The 23917-nt window shown below is 63.6% G+C and carries 25 protein-coding genes and 2 riboswitches; of the genes, 19 read left to right on the forward strand and 6 right to left on the reverse strand.

Features of this window, described 5'->3' with window-relative positions:
• Positions 1-198, reverse strand: a riboswitch (cobalamin riboswitch). This riboswitch is flagged as partial in the annotation.
• Between the two features lie 159 nt (positions 199-357).
• The 10 genes from L288_RS31995 (at position 358) to L288_RS32040 (ending at position 9243) form a co-directional block, all read left to right on the forward strand.
• Positions 358-1746 carry an OprO/OprP family phosphate-selective porin gene (locus tag L288_RS31995; RefSeq protein ID WP_021238303.1) on the forward strand — a complete coding sequence of 463 codons (1389 nt, stop codon included), beginning with the start codon at positions 358-360 and terminating at the stop codon, positions 1744-1746.
• A gap of 71 nt (positions 1747-1817) precedes the next feature.
• Positions 1818-2012: riboswitch (cobalamin riboswitch) on the forward strand.
• 185 nt (positions 2013-2197) lie between these two features.
• Positions 2198-2605, forward strand: a complete 408-nt coding sequence (locus L288_RS32000) for a DUF1636 domain-containing protein (protein WP_021238304.1) — start codon at positions 2198-2200, stop codon at positions 2603-2605.
• On the forward strand, positions 2602-3618 hold the full coding sequence (cobT, locus tag L288_RS32005) for a nicotinate-nucleotide--dimethylbenzimidazole phosphoribosyltransferase (RefSeq protein ID WP_021238305.1): 1017 nt from the start codon (positions 2602-2604) through the stop codon (positions 3616-3618). Before L288_RS32000 ends, cobT begins: the two co-directional genes overlap by 4 nt.
• 20 nt (positions 3619-3638) lie before the next feature.
• Positions 3639-4178 (forward strand): histidine phosphatase family protein, encoded by a 540-nt coding sequence (locus L288_RS32010; protein WP_408020565.1) that lies wholly within the window; start codon positions 3639-3641, stop codon positions 4176-4178.
• Positions 4175-4885, forward strand: coding sequence for an adenosylcobinamide-GDP ribazoletransferase (locus L288_RS32015; protein ID WP_021238307.1), 711 nt, complete (start codon positions 4175-4177; stop codon positions 4883-4885). The genes L288_RS32010 and L288_RS32015 overlap by 4 nt, the downstream gene beginning before the upstream one ends.
• Positions 4882-5853: a threonine-phosphate decarboxylase gene (locus tag L288_RS32020; protein WP_021238308.1), complete on the forward strand. Its 972-nt coding sequence runs from the start codon at positions 4882-4884 to the stop codon at positions 5851-5853. Before L288_RS32015 ends, L288_RS32020 begins: the two co-directional genes overlap by 4 nt.
• Entirely contained in the window at positions 5846-6784 is a 939-nt protein-coding gene (gene cbiB / locus L288_RS32025; protein WP_021238309.1) for an adenosylcobinamide-phosphate synthase CbiB, read from the forward strand. The genes L288_RS32020 and cbiB overlap by 8 nt, the downstream gene beginning before the upstream one ends.
• A gap of 14 nt (positions 6785-6798) precedes the next feature.
• On the forward strand, positions 6799-7299 hold the full coding sequence (gene cobU, locus L288_RS32030; protein WP_041208198.1) for a bifunctional adenosylcobinamide kinase/adenosylcobinamide-phosphate guanylyltransferase: 501 nt from the start codon (positions 6799-6801) through the stop codon (positions 7297-7299).
• A 255-nt stretch (positions 7300-7554) separates the two neighbouring features.
• Positions 7555-7845, forward strand: a complete 291-nt coding sequence (locus tag L288_RS32035; RefSeq protein WP_021238311.1) for an NAD(P) transhydrogenase subunit alpha — start codon at positions 7555-7557, stop codon at positions 7843-7845.
• 3 nt (positions 7846-7848) lie between these two features.
• Complete coding sequence (locus tag L288_RS32040; protein WP_021238312.1) at positions 7849-9243, forward strand: NAD(P)(+) transhydrogenase (Re/Si-specific) subunit beta; 1395 nt, start codon at positions 7849-7851, stop codon at positions 9241-9243.
• Between the two features lie 97 nt (positions 9244-9340).
• Here the strand turns inward: L288_RS32040 and L288_RS32045 are convergent, their stop codons facing one another.
• From L288_RS32045 to L288_RS32065, 6 genes are all read right to left on the reverse strand, one after another.
• Positions 9341-9967 carry an ATP-binding cassette domain-containing protein gene (locus L288_RS32045; protein WP_021238313.1) on the reverse strand — a complete coding sequence of 209 codons (627 nt, stop codon included), beginning with the start codon at positions 9965-9967 and terminating at the stop codon, positions 9341-9343.
• On the reverse strand, positions 9957-10655 hold the full coding sequence (modB, locus tag L288_RS32050) for a molybdate ABC transporter permease subunit (protein WP_021238314.1): 699 nt from the start codon (positions 10653-10655) through the stop codon (positions 9957-9959). The genes L288_RS32045 and modB overlap by 11 nt, the downstream gene beginning before the upstream one ends.
• Positions 10656-10662: 7 nt before the next feature.
• On the reverse strand, positions 10663-11397 hold the full coding sequence (modA, locus tag L288_RS32055) for a molybdate ABC transporter substrate-binding protein (RefSeq protein WP_156029318.1): 735 nt from the start codon (positions 11395-11397) through the stop codon (positions 10663-10665).
• Positions 11398-11533: 136 nt separating this feature from the next.
• Entirely contained in the window at positions 11534-12073 is a 540-nt protein-coding gene (locus L288_RS32060) for a septal ring lytic transglycosylase RlpA family protein (RefSeq protein WP_408020567.1), read from the reverse strand.
• A gap of 325 nt (positions 12074-12398) precedes the next feature.
• On the reverse strand, positions 12399-12572 hold the full coding sequence (locus L288_RS43645) for a hypothetical protein (RefSeq protein WP_021238317.1): 174 nt from the start codon (positions 12570-12572) through the stop codon (positions 12399-12401).
• A gap of 95 nt (positions 12573-12667) precedes the next feature.
• A complete protein-coding gene (locus tag L288_RS32065) occupies positions 12668-13204 on the reverse strand; it encodes a hypothetical protein (protein ID WP_021238318.1) in 537 nt (178 codons plus the stop codon).
• A 112-nt stretch (positions 13205-13316) separates the two neighbouring features.
• Between L288_RS32065 and L288_RS32070 the strand changes: the two genes are divergently transcribed.
• The 9 genes from L288_RS32070 (at position 13317) to L288_RS44275 (ending at position 23910) form a co-directional block, all read left to right on the forward strand.
• Positions 13317-13514, forward strand: a complete 198-nt coding sequence (locus L288_RS32070; protein WP_021238319.1) for a hypothetical protein — start codon at positions 13317-13319, stop codon at positions 13512-13514.
• Between the two features lie 331 nt (positions 13515-13845).
• Positions 13846-14568, forward strand: a complete 723-nt coding sequence (locus tag L288_RS32075; protein ID WP_021238320.1) for a Crp/Fnr family transcriptional regulator — start codon at positions 13846-13848, stop codon at positions 14566-14568.
• 82 nt (positions 14569-14650) lie between these two features.
• Entirely contained in the window at positions 14651-15706 is a 1056-nt protein-coding gene (locus L288_RS32080) for an alpha/beta fold hydrolase (RefSeq protein WP_041208196.1), read from the forward strand.
• A gap of 161 nt (positions 15707-15867) precedes the next feature.
• Entirely contained in the window at positions 15868-16155 is a 288-nt protein-coding gene (locus tag L288_RS32085; protein ID WP_150113303.1) for a hypothetical protein, read from the forward strand.
• 11 nt (positions 16156-16166) lie between these two features.
• Positions 16167-18626, forward strand: coding sequence for a glycoside hydrolase family 2 TIM barrel-domain containing protein (locus L288_RS32090; protein WP_021238323.1), 2460 nt, complete (start codon positions 16167-16169; stop codon positions 18624-18626).
• Between the two features lie 270 nt (positions 18627-18896).
• Positions 18897-19610 (forward strand): hypothetical protein, encoded by a 714-nt coding sequence (locus tag L288_RS32095; RefSeq protein WP_152522069.1) that lies wholly within the window; start codon positions 18897-18899, stop codon positions 19608-19610.
• A gap of 41 nt (positions 19611-19651) precedes the next feature.
• Positions 19652-21109, forward strand: a complete 1458-nt coding sequence (locus L288_RS32100) for an alpha/beta hydrolase domain-containing protein (protein ID WP_021238325.1) — start codon at positions 19652-19654, stop codon at positions 21107-21109.
• 215 nt (positions 21110-21324) lie between these two features.
• Positions 21325-23805 (forward strand): TonB-dependent receptor, encoded by a 2481-nt coding sequence (locus L288_RS32105; RefSeq protein ID WP_084465768.1) that lies wholly within the window; start codon positions 21325-21327, stop codon positions 23803-23805.
• An 18-nt stretch (positions 23806-23823) separates the two neighbouring features.
• Positions 23824-23910, forward strand: a complete 87-nt coding sequence (locus L288_RS44275) for a hypothetical protein (protein WP_408020569.1) — start codon at positions 23824-23826, stop codon at positions 23908-23910.
• The last annotated feature ends 7 nt before the right edge of the window (positions 23911-23917 follow it).

Below are 23917 nucleotides of genomic sequence, written 5' to 3' on the forward strand. Positions count from 1 at the left end.
TGGCCTTCCCAGGCCTCGCAGGATTTAGCGTCCGGCCCAGTGGCTGACCCTCCCATGTCATGGAAGGTCGATATGTGTCTCGCTCGCCGCTCACAGTTGCAGGGACAGCCGCGGATTTGGACGCCCTAAAAGGAAAGGACATCCGCACCGCATTCCCATTCAAGCCCCCTTCGGGGCACCGGCGCGATCAATGAAGACCGCCCTTGGGGCGGGCCTTCGCCGATGTGCATAGAGCGGCCTGCGGCAAAAAGGAAGCGGGCGGATGGAAACGCCGAATGAAATAAAATGGTAATATTATCGTCACGCGATAGTCACTGAACTGACATAGCGGCGCCACCCATGAGAAGGGATCAAGCAATGAAAGCCAGCCGTTGGGCGATCGCGATCGCGATGCTCCAGATCAGCGCCCCGTCATGGGCGAACGCCCAGACGATCAGCCAGGCCGAAGCCGAACAGCTGCGCGCGCAGATCGCCACGTTAAAGGCTCAGGTGGAGATGCTGGAGGCCCGGCTCGATTCCGCAGCGCCCGCCGCAGCTTCGGGTTCCGCCCCGGCCGCCACGCCCAAGGCGCTGGCGGCTGCGTCCAAGCCTGAGGACAAGGCCAAGCCGGAAACGGACATCAGTTGGAAGGGCAGCCCCGTTTTCGCCAGCGACGACGCCAAGTTCAAGGTGAAGGGCCGGATCCAATATGACGCCGGTCTGCTGATGGCGCCGGAAAGCGTATCGGATCGCGCCAAAGGCTATTCGAACGAGCTTCGCCGCCTGCGGCTGGGGGCCGAAGGGCAATTGGGCGCGGGCTTTGGATACAAGCTTGAGGTCGAACTGTCGGACAACAGCGTCGATCTGGTCGACACGTTCATCACCTATGAAAAGGGCAAGTGGCTGATCACGCTGGGCAATCATAACCAGTTTCAGTCGCTGGACGAACTGATCGGCGACACCACGGGATCAGTGATGGAGCGCGCCGCCTTCACCGACGCCTTCAACTTCGAACGCCGCATCGGCCTGTCTGCGCAATATAAGTCGGGCATTCTGCTGGCCCAGCTAGGCCTGTTTTCGGACAGCGCCGATTCGCTGACCAATGACGAGGATGGCGACGAGAATGACAGCTACAGCGTCGACGGACGGATCGTGCTTGCGCCGCGCATCGGCAAGATTCAGCTGCATTTCGGCGCGTCCGGCCATTGGCGGGACCTCAACCGTCTGTCGGATGAGCCGCTGCGCTACCGCCAGCGCCCCTATCTGCACACGGTCAACACGCGTTTCCTCGCGACGCCAGCAATCGATGCTACGGGCGAAAGCCATTATGGGCTGGAACTCGCGGGGACACGCGGGCCGCTCTATTGGGCCGGTGAAACGCACTGGCTGCGGACGAAGCGGCCCGGCCTTTCGGACCCGACATTCTTCGGCGGCTATGCCGAGGTCGGCTATTTCCTGACCGGCGAGACACGCGCCTACAAGAACGGCATTTTCGGCAGCACCAAGCCCAGGCAAGCCTTTGGCGACGGTGGGATGGGCGCGCTGCAACTCACCGCGCGCTATGACTATCTGGACTTGAATGACAAGGATATCGTGGGCGGCACCCAAAATGCCTGGATTTTGGGCCTGGTATGGACGCCGATCGAATATCTGCGCTTCAACCTCAACTACGCCCATCTGCGCTACACCGATGCGGCCATTCCGGCGGGCACCGACCGCGATTACAGCGCAAATGTCGTGGGCTGGCGCGCCGAACTGGACTTCTGATCCAGCGGGGCATGGCCGGGCAAGGCCCGTACCCCGCATCTAGCCGCTTGCGGCGTCAGCCCGTCCGCATTATCAGCAGCGCCGCGACAGGTTCCCCATCAAGGGGGATGAAAAGGGAAGTCGGGTCAAAGCCCGCGCTGCCCCTGCAACTGTAAGCGGAGAGCGAACGGCCATCATGCCATTGGAACCCCTCAGGGGCTTTCCGAGAAGGCGGCCGGACGCACCGACCCGCGAGCCAGGAGACCTGCCTGCCGCAGTCGTTCTTCGACCGGACAGGGTGCGCCGGGCGAACGGGGATATCCCTCGCTGAGCGACAGCCATCGCCTTGCCGGTGCGGCCGTGCAGGACGCGTATCGCTGTGCGCCCCTGCTTCGTCCGTCCGCAAGGCTGTTTGCGGTCGAAGCGGGGAGCCGGGAATGACGATCCATGATGTGATGCGGGGGCGCGGCTGATGCTGCGCCGGGTTGAGGCCGGGGCGGCGGTGGTGGTCTGTTCGACCTGCCGCCTGTCCGCCGGCCAAAGGGAAGATGGGGCAGGGCGGCGCGGCGGCGCTTTGCTGGCGCAGGCGCTGCGTTCCATACAGGCAAGCGACAGCAGTTATGCCGCCGTGGAAGTCCAGGAAATGCCCTGCCTCTTCGCCTGCCAGCGCCACTGCACGGTGCATCTGCGCGCGCCTGGCAAGGTGGGCTATGTGCTGGGGGACTTCACGCCGGATGAAGAAGCCGCGCGGGCGATACTCGACTATGCCATCCGCCATGCCGCCAGCGACGAAGGCGTGGTGCGCTATGCCGACTGGCCGCAAGGGGTGAAGGGCCACTTCATCGTGCGGACCCCGCCTGAGGGCTTTGTCTGCACATGACCCGTTTTCGCGATCGCGCGGCATTCGACCGGGCGCTGGCGGCCTTGCCCGGTCCCGACATGCTGGCGAGGGAGGCGGCCGCGAGCCGTCAGGCGTCGCTGACGAAGCCTGCGGGCTCATTGGGACGGCTGGAGGAGATCGCGCTGTTTATGGCGGGATGGCAGGGGCGCGAACGGCCACGCGCAGAGCGCATCCGTGCCGCTCTGTTCGCTGGCAACCACGGCGTTGCGGCGCGCGGGGTGAGCGCCTTTCCGCCGGAAGTGACATCCCAGATGGTCGCGAATTTCCACAATGGCGGCGCGGCGATCAATGCGCTCGCCGCCGCGTGCGGGACGGAACTGATGATCGTGCCGATCGATCTGGACCGGCCGACTGCTGATATTTGCGACGGCCCGGCGATGGCCGAAGCGGAATGCCTGGCGGCGATAAATGCCGGTGCGGCGGCGGTGCGGCCAGACATCGACCTGCTGCTGCTGGGCGAGATGGGCATCGGCAACACGACGCCAGCCGCCGCCATTTGCGCGCAGGTACTGGGCGGGGAAGCCAAGCAATGGGCAGGCCGGGGCACCGGACTCGATGCGCGCGGGCTGGAGCGCAAGCAGGAGGCGGTGCGCCGCGCGCTGGCGCTTCATGGGGAAGCATGCAGCGGCGCGTTCGAAACGCTGCGCCGCCTTGGCGGTCGGGAAATCGCCGCCATCGCGGGCGCGGTGCTGGCGGCGCGGATGGATCATGTGCCGGTGCTGCTGGACGGCTTCATCTGCGGCGCGGCGGTCGTGCCCCTCGCGCGCGACAATGCAGAAATCACCGGCCATTGCCTTGCCGCTCATTGTTCGGCCGAAGCAGGGCATGCCCGGCTGCTCGAAGCATTGGGTTTCGATCCGCTGCTGCGGCTGGACATGCGGCTGGGCGAAGCGAGCGGCGCTGCGGTGGCGGCGCAGATCGTCCGGTCCGCCCTTGCCGCGCATGCGGGCATGGCGACCTTCGCCGAAGCGGCCGTTGCTGGCGGCCTATGACGGGCATCACGCTCCACCTGATGCGGCACGGGATAACCGGGATGACGGGCCGGCTGCTGGGACATCATGATGCGCCGCCGCACCCGGATGGCGTCGCGCTCTGCGTCGATCGTGCGCGCCCTATCGACTGCGGCCGCATCCTGACGTCCGATCTGTCGCGGGCGCGCATTCCCGCTGAATTCATCGCCGCCGAAAAGCAGGCGGCTCTCCACGTCGATCCGCGCTGGCGGGAACTGGACTTCGGCGCGTGGGATTGCGCCGATGCGGCCGATCTTCCCACCGGGGCGCTCACCGATTTCTGGGCCGACCCGGATGGCAGCCCGCCGCCGGGCGGGGAGTGCTGGTCAAGCCTGTGTGCGCGGGTCAGCGCGGCCTTGGGCGAGATCGACGCCCCGGCACTGGTCCTTACCCATGCGGGCGCGATGCGGGCTGCGCTTTCGGTGCTGTGCGGGCTGGATCATCGCCAGGTCTGGACCTTCGACCTTCCCCATGGCGCACTGTTGAGCCTCCGGCTTTGGCCGGACGGATCGGGGGCGCAGATCACGGGCCTTGCGGCATGAGGCGGCTGGTGCTGGCGATGCAGCTGATGACCCGCCTGCCGTTGCCGCAGGTCAAGGCGGATGAGCAGGATTTCGCCGCCGCCATCCGCTGGTTCCCCGCAGCGGGGATCGTGGTGGGCGCCTGCATCGCTGGCGGCCTTTCGCTGGGCGGCAGGGTCGATCCGTGGGCAGGGGCGCTGCTGGCGCTGCTGCTGTGGGCAGGCGTGACCGGGGCGCTGCATCTGGATGGCCTTGCCGACATCGCCGATGCGGCGGGCGCGGCGCATGGCGACAAGACGCGGCTTTCCCTGGTGCTTGCCGATCCGCATGTCGGCAGCTTCGGCGTCGTGGCGGTGGTGTTGCAATTGCTGACGAAGCTGGTGCTTTTGCGGATGAGCGTTGGTTCTTTCCCGGCCTGGTGGCTGATCGGCGTCGCCATGATTGCGCGAATGGGACCACTCTTCTGGGCGCGCTGGCTCCCGCCGCTGCATGAAGGACTGGCGAGCCGGTTTCGCGGCCGTGTCACACCAATGCACCTGCTGGGATGGAGCGCGCTGGCCTTGGCGCTCGGCTGGTGGATGCCCGGCCTGCTGATGGCTGCGGCGCTGATCCCCTTATGGACATGGTGGCTGCGCGCGCGGGTCGGCGGCATTTCCGGCGACGGGCATGGCGCGGGGATAGAGATTATGGAGAGCGCCCTGCTGGCGGCGCTGATCGTCGCGCGATGAGCGACGCTTTTCATTGGCATGGCGGCAGGCTGGACGCGGCGCGGGCGCACTATGGCGGCGGCGCGGAAGCGTGGATGGACCTGTCCACCGGCATCAACCCCGTCCCATGGCCCGGCGCGTCCACGATCAAGGTGGACTGGCGATCCTTGCCCGATCCGTCCGCCCTGGCGGAACTGGAGGATGCCGCCGCTGCGCATTTCGGCCTTGCTTCCGCGCATGTCTGCGCCGTGCCGGGCAGCGAGACCGGGTTGCGGATGATGGGGCAGTTGCTGGACGGGCCCGCCTGTTACCTGACGCCCGGTTATCGCACCCATGGCGCAGCCTTCGCGCAGGCGGCGCCGGTGACTGATCCCGGTCAGGCGCCCGCTGGCGCGATCATGCTGCTCGCCAATCCCAACAATCCCGATGGGCGCATCCATATGCGCGAGCAGTTGCGGGTGTGGGAGGATCGTGCGCAATGGCTGATCGTCGACGAAGCCTTCGCCGATTGCATGCCGCATATCAGCGTCGCATCCCAGATTGGGGACGGACGCAAGCTGATCGTGCTGCGATCCTTCGGCAAGTTTTTCGGGCTGGCGGGCGTCAGGCTCGGCTTCATCCTTGGCCCTGCGCACATCATCGCCGCTTGCCGCAGGATGCTGGGCGACTGGCCGGTTTCAGCAGCGGCGATCGCCTTTGGCAGTGCTGCCTATCGCGATCGGACGTGGATCGATGCCGCCATAGACGCATTGGGCGAACGCGCGAGGCAGATGGACAGGCTGCTCGCCCGCCACGGTCTGGAAGCGAAAGGGCATTGTCCGCTTTTCCGCCTGATCGAGCATGACGATGCGCCGCAGGTCTTCGATCGCCTCGCCCGCCGCTCGATCCTTACCCGGCCGTTCGAATATCGGCCAGACTGGCTCCGCTTCGGCCTGCCAGCAGATGACGCCGCGATGGAAAGGCTGGACAGGGCGCTTGCCGATGGTTGAGCCGGTCGCCTTGGGAGCGCTGGGTCTTGATGCGGCACTGGGCTGGCCCGCCCGCGTGCATGCGCGCATCGGCCATCCCGTGGGCGGCTTCGCGCGGATCATCGCCTTTTGCGAGCGGCGTTGGAACAGCCGTCATTTCAGCAATTATGTGCGGCGGGCAGGCGGCATCGCGACCGTGCTGCTGTTGCTGGCAGCCGCCGTGGGATGCAGCTATGCCGCCGAGAAACTGATCCGGTGGAGCCTGGGGCAGTGGGCCTGGACGGGCATGGCGTTCGCTGCATGGCCCGCGCTGGCGCAGCGCAGCCTCTATCAGCATGTGCTGGCGGTCGCACGGGAACTGGACGCTGGCAGATTGAGCGAGGCGCGCCGCGCTGTCGGCTGGATCGTCGGCCGCGACACGGCCAGCCTCGACGAAGCGGGGGTAGCGCGCGCGGCGGTGGAGAGCCTCGCCGAAAGCTTCTGCGACGGCGTAACCGCGCCCCTTTTCTGGCTGCTGCTGGGCGGCTTGCCGGGCATCTGGGCTTATAAGGCGGTGAATACGGCCGACAGCCTGATCGGTCATCGGGAGGAGCCCTATGGTCCATTCGGATGGGCGGCCGCCCGGCTGGACGACGTCATGAACCTTGTGCCTGCGCGGCTGGCGGCGCTGCTTATCTGCCTCGCGGCTCAGGGGGGATGGCGGGTGATGTGGCGCGACCATGGGCGGCATGCCTCCCCCAATGCGGGCTGGCCGGAAGCCGCGATGGCGGGCGCGCTGGACGTGCGCCTGGGCGGTCCGCTCCGCTATGATGGCGTGCTGAACGACAAGCCATGGATTGGCGAAGGCGGACGCCACATCCGTGCGGCAGATGTGCGCCGCGCGATGCGCATTTTCCTGCGCGCCTGCGCCTTGCTTTGGGTGCTGGCGGCATTATGGGAGTTGAGCCCGTGAACCATGCCCGTCATCTGCTGGTGCTGGGCGGCGCGCGATCGGGCAAGAGCCGCTATGCGCAGGGGCGGTGCGAAGCCATTTCCGGGCAACTCGCCTATATCGCCACGGCGCAGGCCTATGACCATGAGATGGCCGACCGCATCGCCCGTCATCGGGCTGACAGGGGCGAGCGGTGGCTGACAATCGAAGCGCCGCTGGAATTGCCTGATGCCATCCGGGCATCGGCTGGCACGGCGGGCGCGATCCTGGTGGATTGCCTCACCCTCTGGCTTTCCAATATGCTGCTGGCCAATGAGGATATAGCGGCGTGGAGCGCTGAACTGGCGAAGGCCGTGCGCTCCTGTACCGTGCCGCTCGTGCTGGTCGCGAACGAGGTCGGCCTGTCGATTGTCCCGGACAATGCGCTCGCCCGCCGATTTCGGGACGAAGCGGGATGGCTGAATCAGCAGATTGCGGCGGTGTGCGACGAAGCCGTCTTTGTGGCTGCGGGACTTCCCCTGACGCTCAAGACATGAACCGCGCAAACTATTGGAAACGAACATTCAATGGCCGTTCCGCTATAGAAAAATTGCACTCTATGCCTTCCCGATGCATTTTCTGCTTTGCCTGCAATGGCTGGTGGCCATAAGGGGCAGGGTCAATTCTGGAGGGGATTGAGGGGAATCAGCGATTCTGAATGATACGGCCGCACCGTGTGCGGCGTGCGCGACCTTGGAAGATTTCGGCACGGGAAGGGCCGGAATGCTGACTCCTGAACAGGGGATGTAACAGTGAACGCTCTTAATGCAGATTATCTTTTCGTCTTCATTCTGGCGGCTTTTCTCGGCTTTCAGCTGATCAAGAAGGTATCGCCGCTGCTCCATTCGCCGCTGATGTCGCTGACCAATGCGATCGCGGCTGTGGTGATTGTCGGCGCGATTACGATCACGGGTGAGGAAGGCGCAACGCCGCTTGCCCGCACCCTCGGCTTCATCGCCGTTTTTTGCGCGACGGTGAATCTGGTCAGCGGTTTCATGATCACGGACCGCATGCTCAAGATGTTCAAGCCGCGGGGGAAGTAACAGATGGACGCTTTCGTACCCTTCGCGGCGATTGCCGCATCGGCTTTGTTCATCCTCTCCCTGATGTGGATGAGCCATCCTTCGACTGCCCGGCGCGGCGTGCGCGCGGGCGAGATCGGCATGGTCATCGCCATTATCGGCGCGCTGGTCCAGCATGAGGTCGTCAGCTACGACCTGATCATCATCGCGATGATCGCAGGCGCGGCCGTAGGCATTCCCATGGCGCTGCTGATGCCGATGACGGCCATCCCGCAGCGGACCGCCATCTCGCACGCCTTCGGCGCGCTGGCCGTCGGCCTGATCGGCGCCGCCGAATATTACAAGCATGCCCATGCCGAATATGCCGGCGGCTTCATCATGTGGGCGCTGATGTTCGAAATGCTGCTGGGTTTCCTCACCTGCACCGCATCGGTCATCGCCTTCGCCAAGTTACAGGAATTGATGGGCAGCCGTCCGGTGTCCTTCCCCGGTCAGCGCATCGTCAACGGCGCGGTGGCGCTGGGCGCAGTGGTGATCGGCACCATGCTGGCGCTCGACCCGACACAGACCTGGCTGTTCCCCGCTTTCGTGGCGCTGGCGCTGCTGTTCGGCATCCTGCTAGTCATTCCGATCGGCGGCGCGGACATGCCGACGGTCATCGCGCTGCTCAACAGCTATGCCGGTCTTGCCGCATCCGCCATGGGCTTTGCGCTGGGCAACAAGCTGCTGATCGTCGCGGGAGCGCTGGACGGCGCTTCGGGCTTCATCCTGGCGGTCATCATGTGCAAGGCGATGAACCGCAGCTTCGCCAACGTCATGTTCGGCGGCTTCGGCAATGTGGTTGCTGGCGCTGCGGGCGGCAAGGACGACCGTGTCGTCCGCTCCGCCTCCGCCGAAGAAGCCGCGATGCAGCTTGAAAACGCCAGCAGCGTCGTGATCGTGCCCGGCTACGGCATGGCCGTCGCCCAGGCGCAGCACAAGGTCAGCGAACTCTATCAGGCGCTCACCAAGAAGGGCGTGGACGTGAAGTTCGCGATCCACCCCGTGGCGGGCCGCATGCCCGGCCACATGAACGTGTTGCTGGCCGAAGCCAATGTGCCCTATGAGCAGCTGGTCGATCTGGACGACATCAACCCCGAACTGCCGCAGGCGGACGTGGCGGTGATCATCGGCGCGAACGACACGGTGAACCCGTCTGCTCGTGACGATCCGCAGAGCGCCATCGCTGGCATGCCGATCATCGAAGCGGACAAGGCCAAGTCGGTCTTCATCATCAAGCGCTCTATGAACGCTGGCTTCGCCGGGATCGACAATCCGATCTATTATAACAGCAACACCCAAATGCTGTTCGGTGACGCCAAGGATATGGTCGGCTCCATCGCGAAGGAACTCAGCGGCGGCGGATCGGGTCTGCACTGATTCCCTGCGGTTCAAGGACAAGAGAGAAAGCCCGGCGCGCTGAATCGCGGCGGGCTTCTTCTCATTCTGGATGTTCCAAAGCAACTGACAGCGGCGTTCAACCGCCAATCGTCACCAGTTGCGTTGCCAACTGCTCCGCCTCCGCCGGGTCATGGGTGACATAGAGCATCGGCAGGCTCAGCTCGTTGCGAATACGCAAAATCGCTTCGATGATGCCGCTGCGGCGCGCGGGATCGATCGAGGCGAGCGGCTCGTCCATCAGCAAGGCGCGCGCGCCCGATAGCAGTGCACGCCCCAGGGCGACCCGCTGCGCCTCCCCGCCCGAAAGGGAGCGCGGCCAGCGATCGAGCAGCGGCGCGATACCAAGAAAGGCGACGACCTCGTCCAAGGTCATCCACCGATCATCGACTGGCGCGAGGCGATAGCCGTAGAGCAGATTGCCCCGCACCCGCATATGCGGAAACAGGCGCGCGTCCTGGAACACATAGCCCAGGCGGCGGCGATGTGGCGGCAGGTTCGTGCCCGCCGCTCCGTCGAACAGCGTCTGCCCATTCACGATGATGCGCCCCTGATCCGGCGTCAGCAGCCCGGCGACCATGTTCAGCACCGATGTCTTGCCCGCGCCCGACACGCCGCGCAGCACCGTAAGGCCGGAGGGCGCGGCGAAGCAGGCCTCGATCATCCGGTCGCCCAGCGTCCTGCGCACCTCAACTTCAAAGGACATGACCGCTCCGCCCGGCGCGTTGCCGCTGGCTCAGCGCTTCCGATGCGACGAGCGCGCCCAGCGACAGAGCCACGGAAACCAGCGCCAGCCGCCAAACCGCCGCATCGCTGCCCGGCACCTGCAAGGCGCTGTAGATTGCGAGGGAAAGTGTCTGCGTCTCGCCCGGAATGTTCGACACAAAGGTGATCGTCGCGCCGAACTCGCCGATGGACCGCGCAAAGCCCAGGATGAATCCGGTGACAATGCCGGGCAGCGACAAAGGCAGCAGGATGGTCAGGAAGCACCAGCCCGGCCCCGCGCCCAAGGTGCGCGCCGCATCCTCGACACGCCGATCCACCGCTTCGATCGACAGCCGCATCGCGCGCACCATCAGCGGCAGCGCCATGATGGCGGCCGCAATCGCCGCGCCAGTCCAGCGGAACATGACGCTGACTCCGAACCAGCGGTCGAGGAGAGCGCCGACTGGCCCCGCAGGCCCCAGCGCCAGCAGCAGCAGCCAGCCGATGACCACAGGGGGCAATACCAGAGGCAGGTGGATCGCCGCGTCGAGCAGCAGCTTGCCCGGAAAGCGTCCGCGCGCCAGCAACCACGCCAGCATGAAGGCGAAGGGTAGGATCACGATCACTCCGGCCAGACTGACCTTGAGCGACAGCCGCACAATCTCCCAATCGGCATCGCTCAGCAGCATGGCGAAGTCACTTCACGCCAAAGCCGTAGCGGCGGAAAATCGCCTTGCCCCGCGCGGACAGCAGGAAGCGGCGGAAGCCGTTCGCATCGGCATGGGTTGATCGGGCAAGGATCGCCAATGGATAGACGATCGGCGGATGGCTCGAAGCAGGAAAGACACCTGCCACGCGAACCGCGGAAGCGGCGCGCGCGTCCGTCATGTAGACGATGCCATAAGGCGCCTGCCGCCGCTCCACCATTGCCAGCGCGCCGCGCACATTTTCGGCGGCGGCGATCCGGTTGGAAACGGATGGCCAGACGCCCATCGCCATCAGCGCCGCCTTGCCATATTTTCCGGCGGGAACGCTGCCGGGATCGGCCATGGCGAGCCGCCCCTTGCCCAGCGCCCGCGCCAGCGGAAACCCCCGCCGGATCACCATGCCGCCCTTGCTGCCCGCAGGCGCGATCAGCACCAGCCGGTTGGCAAGGAAATCGGATCGCGTTCCCGGCCGCAACAGCCCCTTGGCCGCGACGGCATTCATCCAATCCTCGTCAGCCGACAGGAACAGGTCGGCAGGCGCGCCAGCCTCGATCTGGCGGGCAAGGGCGGAGGAAGCGGCAAAGGACAGGATGGGACGATCATGCCCCATCGCTGCCCAGGCATCGGCGGCGGCGCTCAGCGATTCCTGAAGGCTGGCGGCGGCGAGCACCAAGGGGCCCTTCGATCGCGCCGACGCCGGAACAGCGGCAAAGGCTGCTATCATGAGCAAGAGCAGATGAATGTACCGGCGCACGGATGACCCCTTTGGCAACATATAGGATCGTATACAGCGTTCGCTGTGACAAGCGACCGCTTATTTGCACCTGGCCGCCCCGAAGTTGCTGGCGTTTACTGGCCTGTCAGCGGATGCGGGCGCGCTGCATTTCCAGCGCCTCGCCGGTCAGAGCCGGGCGTTGCCGCGCCGGTTTTCCCTTGCGCAGCTTCTTGCGGTCCTTTTCCGGCGGGTCCACGTAGCGGACGCGGACAGGCGCATGTCCCTGCGACCTGATGCCCAGCAGATCGGCCGCGCCCCGCGACAGATCGATGATACGTCCTCTGGCGAAGGGGCCACGGTCATTCACCCGCACCAGCGCGGTTCGTCCCGTCAGCAGGTTGGTGACCTCCACATAGCTGGGCAGGGGCAGGGTGGTATGGGCGGCGGTGATCCACTTCGGCCGGAACTTCTCTCCGCGCGCTGTGCGGTTACCGGATTCCGATCCATACCAGCTGGCATAGCCCACCTCGTCATAGCCGGGCTGGTCGGCGGGGGCATATGTCGTTCCCTTGACGCGATAGGGCGGCCCGATCCGCACCGGGCTGTCGGCGACCGGCTGGTAGGAGGCGCATCCGGCGATCAGCAAGGCAAGGACCGGGGTGAAGCGGGCAAGCAAGGTCATCATCCGCCCATAACGCGAGCGCGCGGGATAACTCAAGACTGCGAGCGCCCGAATACCGCGCAGATCTTTTACCCCGGAATTTCATGGAGATGAGCCAGATCGACGTCAATGACCCTAAAGGGCTAAGACCTTCCTCCTAATGGCAGGCCCGCCAGCATTAAGCGCAGATGCGTGGCGAGCCGCGGCGCGATAGGATCAGGTCAGTCGCTGGCGTTCGGGGCGCTGGCGGCTATCGCTGGCTCCCCCCAGGTCAAGCGATCGGGTCCGGCTGCCCCGCCATATCCCCGCGCCATACAGCCGGACCCGCCTGTTAATTGGACAAGACCGCTCAGCCGGGAACCCGCTGCTGCCGCTCGCGATCCGCGTCATCGATCGCCTTGATGAGGTCATCGAAGGCCCCATCGCGGGGCACTGGAAAAAGGCGCGAAAAATTATTCCCCAGACGGCGGATGTCGTCCTGCGTCAAAAGTCCGATGGCAACGATATCTTCATGGGTGTCCATTGACGACCCTCCTGATCGGGTAACGATGCAGCCGCCATCTGGTGCCAAGCTGCTGCACCATCGCCGAAAAAATCTGGATGAAGCGGCGTAGCCGGTCACGATCCGCGCCAGCGGTCAAGTGCGGCGTCGTGGCGGCGGCGCTCCTGCTCGACACGGCGTTCCAGCCGCTCGGCCTGCTTCCCCTGCTTCGCCCGCAACTTGCTGATTTCGGCCTGGATACGCACCTGTTCCTTTTCCAGCACGGCCAGTTCTTCCCTTGCCCGCGCCTGCTCGTCAGCCAACGCCTGTTCGGCCCTGTCCAGAGCGTCGCGGCTGGGCCGTGGCTTGGGCGCAGGCGGTTTCCTGCGCGGGCGGACAGGCCTTGGCTTTTCCTCTGACCGGCTGGGTGCTTTCTCTTTGGCCAGCGACGCGAAATGTTCGGCCATGCTCGCCCTGCGCCGCTTTATGACGACACCCGGCCGGGCGAGCGGCTCCTTGATCAACTCGGCGTCAGTCACCCGCTCCGCCACGCCGCGCGCGAAGAGATTGGCGTCCGCGCCCCATGCCTCAAGCGCGGCCTTCTGGCTCGGCGCGGCGACATAGGCGTCGTGAAAGCCAATCGGCGTGCGGAACACTTTCAGGGACGGAGCCATGTCCGGGTGAACGCGCAAGTCGCGCGATCGGACGCAGGACAGGCGGGGCGAGCGAAACCCTGCCGCTGGGCAAGGCGTTGAACCGCCATCATCTGCCGCGACGGAGCCATTCATGACCCAGGAACAGGAAAAGCGCCGGTCCCCCGATCAGCCCAAGGATGAACATGATGACAGCCCTGCGCCGGAACAGGGATCACCGCAAAATGGTGAGGAAATGGCTCCAGGCGAAGCAAGCAGAAAGCTGGAGAAGGGCGAAGATAGCGATCCCAATCCGCTTGCGCCGCCCGTCAATACGCAGGCTGGCAGCTAAAGGCCTGCGGCGGAGATCGCGTCCGGCAATCCCGCGATAACCCGATATTTTTTGCGTGCCCGATGGATCGATCAGGCGCGCTTGGCCGTTTCGGATGGCGGCGCATCCAGACGCCTGAACTATGGTCGCATTGAACATTGTGGGGCGGGACGCGTGTTCTTCCCTGCTGTGCTTCATGGCCGGGCGGCACGCTCCCGCCCGGAATGAGGCCGGACATGACTGGCGCATATGCAAGGTTCGATAAAGCCGCCGCAAGCCGCATCCTGCATAAACGCAATCCCTGTCTTCCGCCCTATTTGAGACGAGCCTCGCCCGGCCCGGAGCGGCCGCAATGAAACCGCTGGGCAAAAACAATGTCACCGTGGAGCCAGTCATCCGCAGGCTTGGCTCCCTTGCTCCATTGGATGGGCCTGCGGTCACGGCCTTGCAGGAGGCGGTGGATGGCGCGGCATCCTTCAGCGCCCGGCAGGAACTGGTGCGCGAAGGGACGGAAATTCAACACTCTCTCCTGCTCGTGCAGGGATGGGCAGCGCGGACCCGCTGCCTGGAAGACGGCCGCCGCCAGATCATCCATTTCCTGCTGCCGGGGGACTTCATCGCCGTCGCCACCGCTGACCGGCCGATCGCATCATCGGCCGTCACCGCGCTTACCGACGGCAAGTTCTGCGCCGCTCCGGACCCTTCCGCCTTCCCAGCATTAAGGGCCGCCTATGCCGTAAGCCACGCGCTCGATGAAGCCTATCTGCTGGGGCAGATCATGCGGCTGGGCCGGTTGAGCGCGCATGAGCGGATTCAGGATCTGCTGCTGGAACTGTCGGACCGGCTGGAACTGGCAGGCATGGCGCAAGACGGGCAGTTTTCGACGCCGCTCACGCAGGAAATGCTGGCCGATGCGCTGGGCCTCACCCCCGTGCATGTCAACCGCACCCTGCAACAGGCTCGGCAGGCTGGCGAACTTAGCTGGCGCAATGGCGAGGTGGCGCTTCACGATCCCAGGGAAATACGCCGCAAGGTGGGCCGGTTGAGGCTGCGCGTATCGCAGCCGATGGTGTGAAGGCGTCCGTCCGCCCTTCCGAAATCCTCATGCGGAGCCGCTGCGCTGCTGCTACAAGCGCCGCGCAACATGCTGGGAGAGGATGATGGACGAGCCGGGCTGGCAAGAGCGCAAGATCGATGCTGGCGGCGTAACGCTGCACGCGATGGAGCAGGGGGAGGGCCCCCTCGTCCTGATGATCCACGGGTTCCCCGGTCTCGGCTATTCCTGGCGGCATCAGATGGCGCCTCTTGCCGCCGCAGGGTTCCGCGCGGTGGCGATTGACAGCCTGGGCTATGGCGGCAGCGACCGGCCAGCCGCGCAGCACTGCTACACCGCCGACCGCATGAACGCCTATCTCCTGGCCCTGTTCGACGCCTATGGCGCGGACCGGGCCTTCATCATCGGGCAGGACTTCGGCGCGCAATATGCCTGGAACATGGCCGTGCGCAGTCCTGAGCGGGTTCGCGGCCTGATCGCTACCATTCCCTATGATTATGACATGGCCGGACGGGCCATGCTTGGCAGCGCGCAGCGCCTTCCGCCGGGAGCGCCCGTTCCGTTGGAAGCCGCGTCTCCCGACTACCGGCCCACCGATCGCTTCGCCGCGATGGCGCGCGACCATTTCCTGCACCTGCATTATTTCCAGACGATCGGTCCGGCCGAAGAGGAACTCGCCGGACGAAGCGCCGAATTCCTCCAGCGCCTGTTTCATGCCTTGAGCGCGCAAGGCGATCTTTGGGCGTGGAAGGCCGTATCCTCGCAAGGGAATGGATATCTGGACGCCCTGCCGGATGCGCCGCCGCTGCCATGGCCGTGGCTTTCAGAGCAGGAGTTCGCGGCGTTCGTGAAGGGTTACGACCATCCCGACCCGGCGCGCCGCTTCATCGGCGGCCTCAATTCCTATCGCACTGCCGATGCTAACTGGGAAATCGGGCACGCCTGGGCGGATGCCGATGTCACTGTGCCCACGCTGTTCGTCTATGGCGCGCGGGACCCTTCCTTCGGCTTCTTCCCTGAATGGGAGGAACGGCTCCGGCGGCGGGTTCCGGGCCTGAGAGACATCGTCCCTATCGAAGACGCCGGGCATTTCGTGCAGCAGGAGCAGCCCGGCGCGTTCAACGCGGCCATAATCCCCTTCCTCCGCGCCTTGCTGTAAACTGCGCGGCCATTCCCACCGAGCGATGCGCCTCCCGGCATAGGAGATGCGCAAAAAGGCACTGGTCCGCTCGGATCCCGCAGGTTATCGAAATATAACCTTCCCGCCGTCAGCATCGCCTGACCGGAAGCTAATCGCATTTCTTGCGGATGGAGAACAGCTTGGACGCCCCAATCTACATGCCAGCGGAACAGTTCGCCGCGCCCATCCGTCAGCCGCGAGCGCTCAATACGCATGATGTCGCCATTGCCGATCTGATGGCGATCGCCGGGGTGAAGGAGACCATCCTCAAGCAGATTCCCGCAATGAATTTCCTGATGAAAATCCCCGACATGCAGCCCCATCTGGGCAATCTGACCTTATGGGATCTGGTGCATATCGGCCTGATGAAGGAGGATGGGATTTCCGCTATCGACCAGCAACTCGCCACTTTGGAGAAAAGCCGGTGAGCGGGGCCGTGATGGCAGACCGCCGTACCGCGCTGGCCCTGACGGCGGGTGGCGTCGCGATTGCCGCCGGCGTCGAGGGCGCGGCCCATGCGGCTCTGGCGCGAAGCCGCCGGCCGGAGGTATCGGAGCGCGCGCTTTCCTTCGATGATGGCTGGCTGTTCCAACGGGGCGAAGGGCAGGGGCTGGAGGCTGTCGCGCTGGATGACGCCGGATGGCGCAAGCTCACCTTGCCCCATGACTGGAGCGTCGAGGATCTGCCGGGCCGCGATACGCCTTTCGACAAAAATGCCCTAGCAGGCACGGCCACGGGGTTCACCACCGGCGGCGAGGGCTGGTATCGCAAGCATTTCCATGTCGATCAGTTTCCGGTCGGCCGCCGGATCGAGATTTTGTTCGAAGGCGCCTATCTGGAAAGCGATGTCTGGCTGAATGGCCGGCATCTGGGCCGCAATGTTCACGGCTATATTCCCTTCGCCTTCGACCTGACGCCTTTCCTCGACCGCACCGGCGACAATGTTCTGGCTGTACGGGTGCGCAATCCGGGCAAGAACAGCCGCTGGTATTCGGGGTCCGGCATCTACCTGCCGGTGAAGCTGAACATATTGCCAGGCGGTGCGCGGCTTGCGCGGTGGGGGGTAAGCGCCTGGACGCGGAGCCTGAGCGGCGGGCGCGCAGACATCGCCCTTTCGACACGCGTCGATCAGCCCGATGCCAGGTTGAAGGTCGCGACGCGCCTGCGCGACGACAATGGCAAGGTGGTGGCGCAGGCGATTTCGCCCGCCGCAGCGCAAGTCGAACAGTCGCTTTCGGTTCGGGGGCCGAAATTATGGTCGGCGGCTCAGCCTTCGCTCTATACACTGGAAACTGTGCTGCTGGATGGTGACAAGACCGTCGATCTGGTGACGCAGCCTTTCGGCATCCGTATCATCACATTCGATACGCAACGCGGCATGTGCGTGAATGGCGATCCGGTGAAGCTGCGCGGCGGCTGCGTCCACCATGATAACGGCCTGCTGGGCGCATGCAGCTTCGCCGACGCGGCGGACCGGCGCGTACGCCTGCTCAAGGAGCGCGGCTTCAACGCAATCCGCAGTTCGCACAATCCCTCCTCCCCTCATCTGCGCGAAGCCTGCGACAGGCTGGGCATGTTCCTGATCGAGGAAGCGTTCGACGCCTGGCACGTGGCGAAGCTGCCGCAGGATTTCGCCACGCAATTCCCTGCCCATTGGGAGGAAGTGATCCGCGCGATGGTCCTGCCTGCGCGCAACAGCCCCTCCGTCATCATGTGGAGCATCGGCAACGAAATCCCGGACCGGTCCACCGATGAAGGGGTGAAGTGGCAATGGATGCTCGCCAATGCGGTCAAGCGTCTCGACCCCACCCGGCCCGTTACTGCGGGCCTTAACGGGTCACTGGGCGCGCCGATGATCGCCGCCCAAGGAACCGCGCGGCCGGGCAGGGCGGGGAAAGTGGACAATGCCTCCACCATCTTCCTGGACATCCCCGGCTATAATTACCGGCTCAACGATATCCAGCGCGAGCGCAAGCAGCATCCAGAACGCGTCGTCTATGCCTCCGAAACCTTCGCCAGCAACATGGTGGACTATGCCCGGCTGATGGAGCGGGAGCCCTGGTTCCTGGGTGAGTTCCTGTGGACGGCGATGGACTATATCGGCGAAGCGGGCATTGGCGCCACCGTTCAGTTGAAGAACGGCACGCCGCCCTTCGGCAGTACGGGCTGGCCATGGGTCAATGCATGGTGCGGCGATATCGACCTGATCGGCCATCAAAAGGCTGCTTCGCTGGCGCGCGATGTCGTCTGGGGGCTCAGCCAACTGGAAATGACGGTCCACTATTCCGTGCCCGAAGGCATGTATGAATATGTGACGAGCTGGGGCTGGCCTGACGAGAGGATGAGCTGGAACTGGGAAGGGCAGGAAGGCAAGCCGCTGACGGTGCGCTTCTATACGCCCGGCGACAGGGTGGAGGTGCTGCTCAACGGCTCAAAGATCGGCGAGGCCAAGGTTTCGCCTGACAAGATGCGCGCGGAATACGCCGTTCCCTACGCGCCGGGCACGATCGAAGCGGTCGCCTATCGCGACGGAACAGTGATCGGCCGCCGCCGCCTCACCACGACCGGCGCGCCTGCGGCGATACGCTGCACTGCCGAGCAAGGGCAATGGCAGGGCGGACAGGATGAGCTTTCCTATGTGCAGATCGAAATACTCGATGCTTCAGGCAGGATCGTTCCGGTAGCACAGGACCGCCTTGCCATAACCGTCGAGGGGCCTGCCGAACTTCTCGCTTTCGGCAGTGCCGATCCCAAATGGACAGGATCGGTCAAGTCACCCGAAACCGCCGCCTTTCGCGGCCGGGCGCTTGCGATCCTGCGCGGGCAGGGGAAATCCGGGCGGGTCAGCATAAGGGTCTCCGCCAAGGGCTTGCCCGATGGGAGCGTTACACTGGGCTGATCGGGGGAACCCTGATGCTATGACAATTGAACCAAGCCGCGCTGTGACATGGGCTGCGCGGTAACGGCTTCATCCCGTTCCTTTGCTTCCATCGCTCCTGCCTGCGTCTTCATATTTTCAGTCTGAATATGAATAATGCTGGCCAATTATTATTTTAGGCGGCATTCTCTTGCCGTGCCGATAATGTAAGCACATGAAAATAGGGGAGAGTGAGGAATGGAAGAAGGGGCTTTGCCGGATGGCACGCGCCGTCAGTTCTTGCGCGGGGGAATGGCTCTCGCGACCTTGCCCTTGGCGTCCAGACTGACAGCGGCCGCCGCGGCGGCGGAGGCGGCGCAACCCAACCTCACGATCGGCTGGTCCTTCATCGCCAAACGTCCAGAAATCAGCGCGACCCAACTTTTTCAGGGCTATGAGGGCCAGCATGCTCCAGGTGCGGTGGCCATCTTCGCGAAATGGGGCATCGTTCATTATGAGCGGAACTATGTCCGCCGCTCGGTGGGCACCCGGCCGCCATTCGACGTCATTTCTGAATTCGGCTCCCGCCCCGGCGCGACGAAGCCCAGCATGTGCGGCAAGCCGAACGATCCGAACTGGAAAAGCAGCCATGTGATGGAGGTCCGCGAAACCCTGATCTCCGGCGCGCCATTGCCCTTCCAGAAAGGGCCGGTGCTCAAGCGCGCGATCCTGCTGCGGCGCCCGGTCGACGCCTCTGCGGACGTCTTCGCCCAGGGAGCTGCCCAGTTCGCGGCGGGAGTGTCGCAGAGCTTCGGTGCGGCAAGCGACCGCATCAGCCTCTATATGCAATCCGGCCCGATCGAGGACATTCTCGCCTGCAAGCCGGTGGGCTCGATATGCGAGGCGGTCGTGATGATCTGGCCGAAGGACGGGACATTCCTGCCCGACAGCCTTCCAGCGCCCGGCTCGGTCGCGATCTCCTCCATCATCGATCTGGAGGCGTTCGCTTCGGAGATACCGGCTTAGCGGCCACACGACATTCCCGATCATGAAAATAGGAGAGGAAGATGATTTTTGAACATCGCCGCGGGTTCCTTGGCGCCTCCCTCGCTTTCGCTGCCGCCGCAACGGCTGGCCTGTCCATCGCATCCCCGGCCCAGCAGGAGATGGCGGGTCCCGCCGCGAAAGTCGAAGGGCTGATCACCGGCGGCAACGGCCGCATCTTCGCGGCGTCGGCAGTGGACCTCAAACCCTATGGCTACACCGAACAGGAATATCTCATCTCCGGCAAGGCGCACGCCTTTCAACCCGCACCGGGCACCAGCCTGACGGCAGACGGCCGCTGGACATTCGTCCCCGCCGGTCCCGACCAGCCCTATCGCACGCGGATGATCGTCAGGCGGCCGCCAGCGGCCAAGTTCAACGGCACCGTCGTCATCGAATTCATGCAGGAATATTTCAGCCGCGAAGCCGACACCAATTTCCGGTGGAACGCCGAAACCTTCCTGCGCAACGGATTCGGCTGGGTAGGGGTCTCGCTGCATCGCGAGGGCGTGAACGGCCCGCCGCCGGGGGTGGAATTCGCCAATTATACCGGGTCGAACCAGAGCATTAAGATCCCCCTCGGCCCGGCGCTGACGAAATGGGACCCGGCGCGCTATGGATCGCTGTCCATCCCGGATTCCGAAATGTCCTATGACATTTTGAGCCAGGTCGCGCGCGCGGTCGGGCCGGATCGGCCGCGCACGGGCGTCGATCCATTTCAGGGATTGAAGGTCCGCCATGTCATGGCGGTGGGTGACACGATCGCGGGAGCCCGGCTGACCACCTACATTAACGGCGTGCAGCAAAGCGCCCGCGCCATCAACGGTTTCGTCATCAAGGACGCGATGAACCCTCTGCGTCTCGGCGGCACCGAACAAATGAAGGAGGCGCAGCTTCGCACCGACGTGAACGTGCCGGTGATCCAGTTCTGGGCAGCCGGACCCCTCCATGTTCCCCTAGCGGAAGGGCCAATGCTGCGCGTGTGGAATGCGGCTGGGTCGGGCCACACCACCGGACCTTATATGCAAAGGGTGGCGAAGACCAGTGCGCGCGACCTTCCGGGCGCTCTCTCAAACGATACGCAGCCTTGTGCAGCGGACTTCGCCAATAATTTTCCGGTGCAGTATATTTCCGGCAGCGCAATCATGTGGGTGCATCGATGGATGAATGGGGGGCCGCCTGCGCCGCATTTCCCGCCGGTCGAGGCCGGTAAAGAGGATGAGCATGGCAATATGGCGGGCGGCATTCGTACGCCCTGGGTGGATGTGCCTATCGCACGCTATGACATTGGCGGCACCTGTCTTGGCACCGCCGGTAGGACTTTCTGGTTCGACAAGGCCAAGCTGAAATCCCTCTATGGCACCCCCGGTAACTATTTGAGGAAATTCACTGAATCAGCACGCAAGGCGGAACGGGAGGGCATTCTCCAGAAAGCCGATGCGGATGCTGCCATCCGGGACGCGGCCAAGGTGACATTCTAACGAATTTGACTAACGGTCAGAAACATTCCCTACAGAATGCGGGCAACCCGGCTAAAATTACTACGCACCTGTTCCGTTTAAATGAGTTGCCCTTTCTATTATGTCAGAGTATTTCTGACTGTGCGGGAGAAAAGCCGACCACCGGCTGCACCGCTTTCTGGAGGCACGATCTCGCGGAGATCGACGGCTGAATCAGCCGATTAGGAGGGGATGTTATGACCATAGGAATAAGCAGAGCCGCAGCACGTCTTTCCGGTGTTGCGCTTTGGACATTGGCGTCTGCGGCGGCTGCGCAGGCCCAGGTTGGCCAACCCGCCAGCGGGGCTGACGTCGCACCCGTAAATTCTGCCTCGGATCAGACTGCCAGTTCCGACATCATCGTCACGGCAACCCGCCGGAACGAGCGTCTGCAAGATGTTCCGGTGACGGTCACCGCAATCACCAGCGCGCAGATCGAAAATCTGCAAATCAAGAATTTCCAGGATGTCCAGGTGCTTTCGCCCGGCCTGTCCTTCCGCGAATCCGGCACACAGGGTACTGTGACGTCGCTGCGTGGCATCAGCAGTACGGTGACCACCTCCGCCCCGGCCGCAGTCGTCATCTACCTCAACGAAGTACCGATCAACGATTTCGTGGCCTTCCAGGGCATTTACGACATAGGCCAGATCGAAGTGCTGCGCGGTCCCCAAGGCACGCTTCGCGGCGTAGCGGCTCCGGTCGGTTCGATCACCATCGGCACGCGGCGGCCCGATCTCAACGATTATGGCGGCACTTTCATAGCAACCGGCACCGATCAACCAAGTTTCAACGGCCAAGCGGCCGTCAACGTGCCAATCATCAAGGAAAAGCTCGCGGTCCGTATCGCCGGACTGTTCGATGTCAACCGTAATGGCGATCTTCATAACCCGGTAACTGACGTGAAGTCGCGCGCCGACACCAAGAGCATCCGCGCTTCGGTGCTGTTCCAGCCGATCAACCCGCTCAGCATCTTCGCTTATTATCAATATATGCGCGCCAACAGGTACGACCTTACCCGTGTCGACGGAACCGGCTTCGTGCCGACCGCGGATCAGCCTTTCCCGGCGGGCTATAATGGTCCTGTCATCAGGGACGGCCGTGATGGGATCGCCGTTCAGGAAAACGTCACGCTGCGGCAGTTCATGTCGAACAATGCTTCGATCAATGCCAAGCTGAACATCGCCGATGAGGCTTCACTCAGCTACATTTTCGGCTATTCCCAGTTCAAGTCCTTCACCGGTCTTAATTCCGGCGATACTGACACCGGAAACGCTGTTCTCAATTACTCTCCTGGCCAGCTTTTCCATACCGACAGCAAGGGCACAATGCATGAATTGCGCCTCGATTCCATGGGTGGCGACCGTCTATTCGACTATTCAATCGGCGTGAATTATCTGAAAACCGCAAATCGCGTACCCACGAATGTCGGGAACAATCGCGGCTATGCCATCGCGCCCGGTTCCAATCCGCCGTCCGGGCCCGCCACCTTGCTGGGCAGCGACATTTTGATACCGGAAACGCGTGTCGAAAAGTCGGCTTTTGCCAGCGCCACTCTTCACCTGCCGACGCGAACGGACGTTACCTTTGGTGCGCGACGTATCCATTTCAAGCGAGATCAGGGCTTCCAGTTCTGGCTGACCACCGACGGCGTACGCGACACTTTTGCGGCCGGGCCCGTTTCTCAGACCCCGACCAAGCCGTTGCTCGACACTCCGTCAAACAGCGATATCAAAGCATGGGTCTATGATGCGAAGGTCGTGCAGCACCTTGATGATGATAAGATCGTCTACTTTTCCTATGGACGCGGGTTCCGTGGGCCGGGTGCCAACCGCGGGGTTGATCTTCCGGTGCTCGATTTTCTTCGAAACCTGACACCGGAGAAGAGTGATTCCTACGAGGTCGGTTTCAAGGGCGACTTCTTTGACAGGCGAGTCCGGTTGAACTTTGACGTCTTCCAGCAGGATTACAAAGGCTTCAACAGTGTTGCGGGTGATATTCCTTTCTGCATGGGTTCAGTAGCGGCATTTGGATTTTGTTCTGTCACTCAGGGACAAGTTGTCTTCCCCGGTAATGCTCGCGTCCGCGGATTTGAAGGGGAGTTGTCGGTCAATATCACTGATCGCTGGACGGCTTCTGGAACGGTGGCGTATGCGAAGTCGCACTTCAAAAATGCACAAGTACCATACCGCCCCGATCTGAATGGGGACGGCATACCTGACTCTAACGACCAATTGGCGGTCGCGCCGGGTGGTTTGAGTGTAGCCAATCCAATCTTCTTCAGGACGTCGAATGGGCCGATATCCGAAGTTCCCAAGTGGAATTTCACTGTTCAATCAGAATATACACAGCCGCTATCCGGCAACATGGAAGGATTCATTCGCGGCCTGTTCTCCTATCAGGGCAAGAGGTCGGACGTTTCCGGTGCGAATACTTACGCCGCAGAGCCGATCCTGAATCTCTATGTCGGTGCTCGCGAGATTGTCCCGGGTCTTGAGGTAACATTGTTTGCGAGGAATATCTTCGATACGCAGAAGCTGACATTCAGGGGAGCCGACATTGTCACCAGCGTTCCGGGATCGTCAGCCAGCGGGCTGATCAACACCGGCTATCATGAAGTCCGCTACGGCGCACCGCGGGAAATCGGGATCACGGCCCGTTTCGTCTTCGGCAGCGACTGAGCATTGCGATAACTTCGCATTCGGGGACCGGGAGCTTGCTTCCGGTCCCCTTCTTCGTCCGAATGCGCCGACTCTTTTCGAAACAATGTTGAAAAGCTGCCGTGATCGCTGG

Origin of the sequence: Sphingobium quisquiliarum P25, from assembly GCF_000445065.1 — a bacterium.
In the GTDB taxonomy this organism is placed as follows: domain Bacteria; phylum Pseudomonadota; class Alphaproteobacteria; order Sphingomonadales; family Sphingomonadaceae; genus Sphingobium; species Sphingobium quisquiliarum.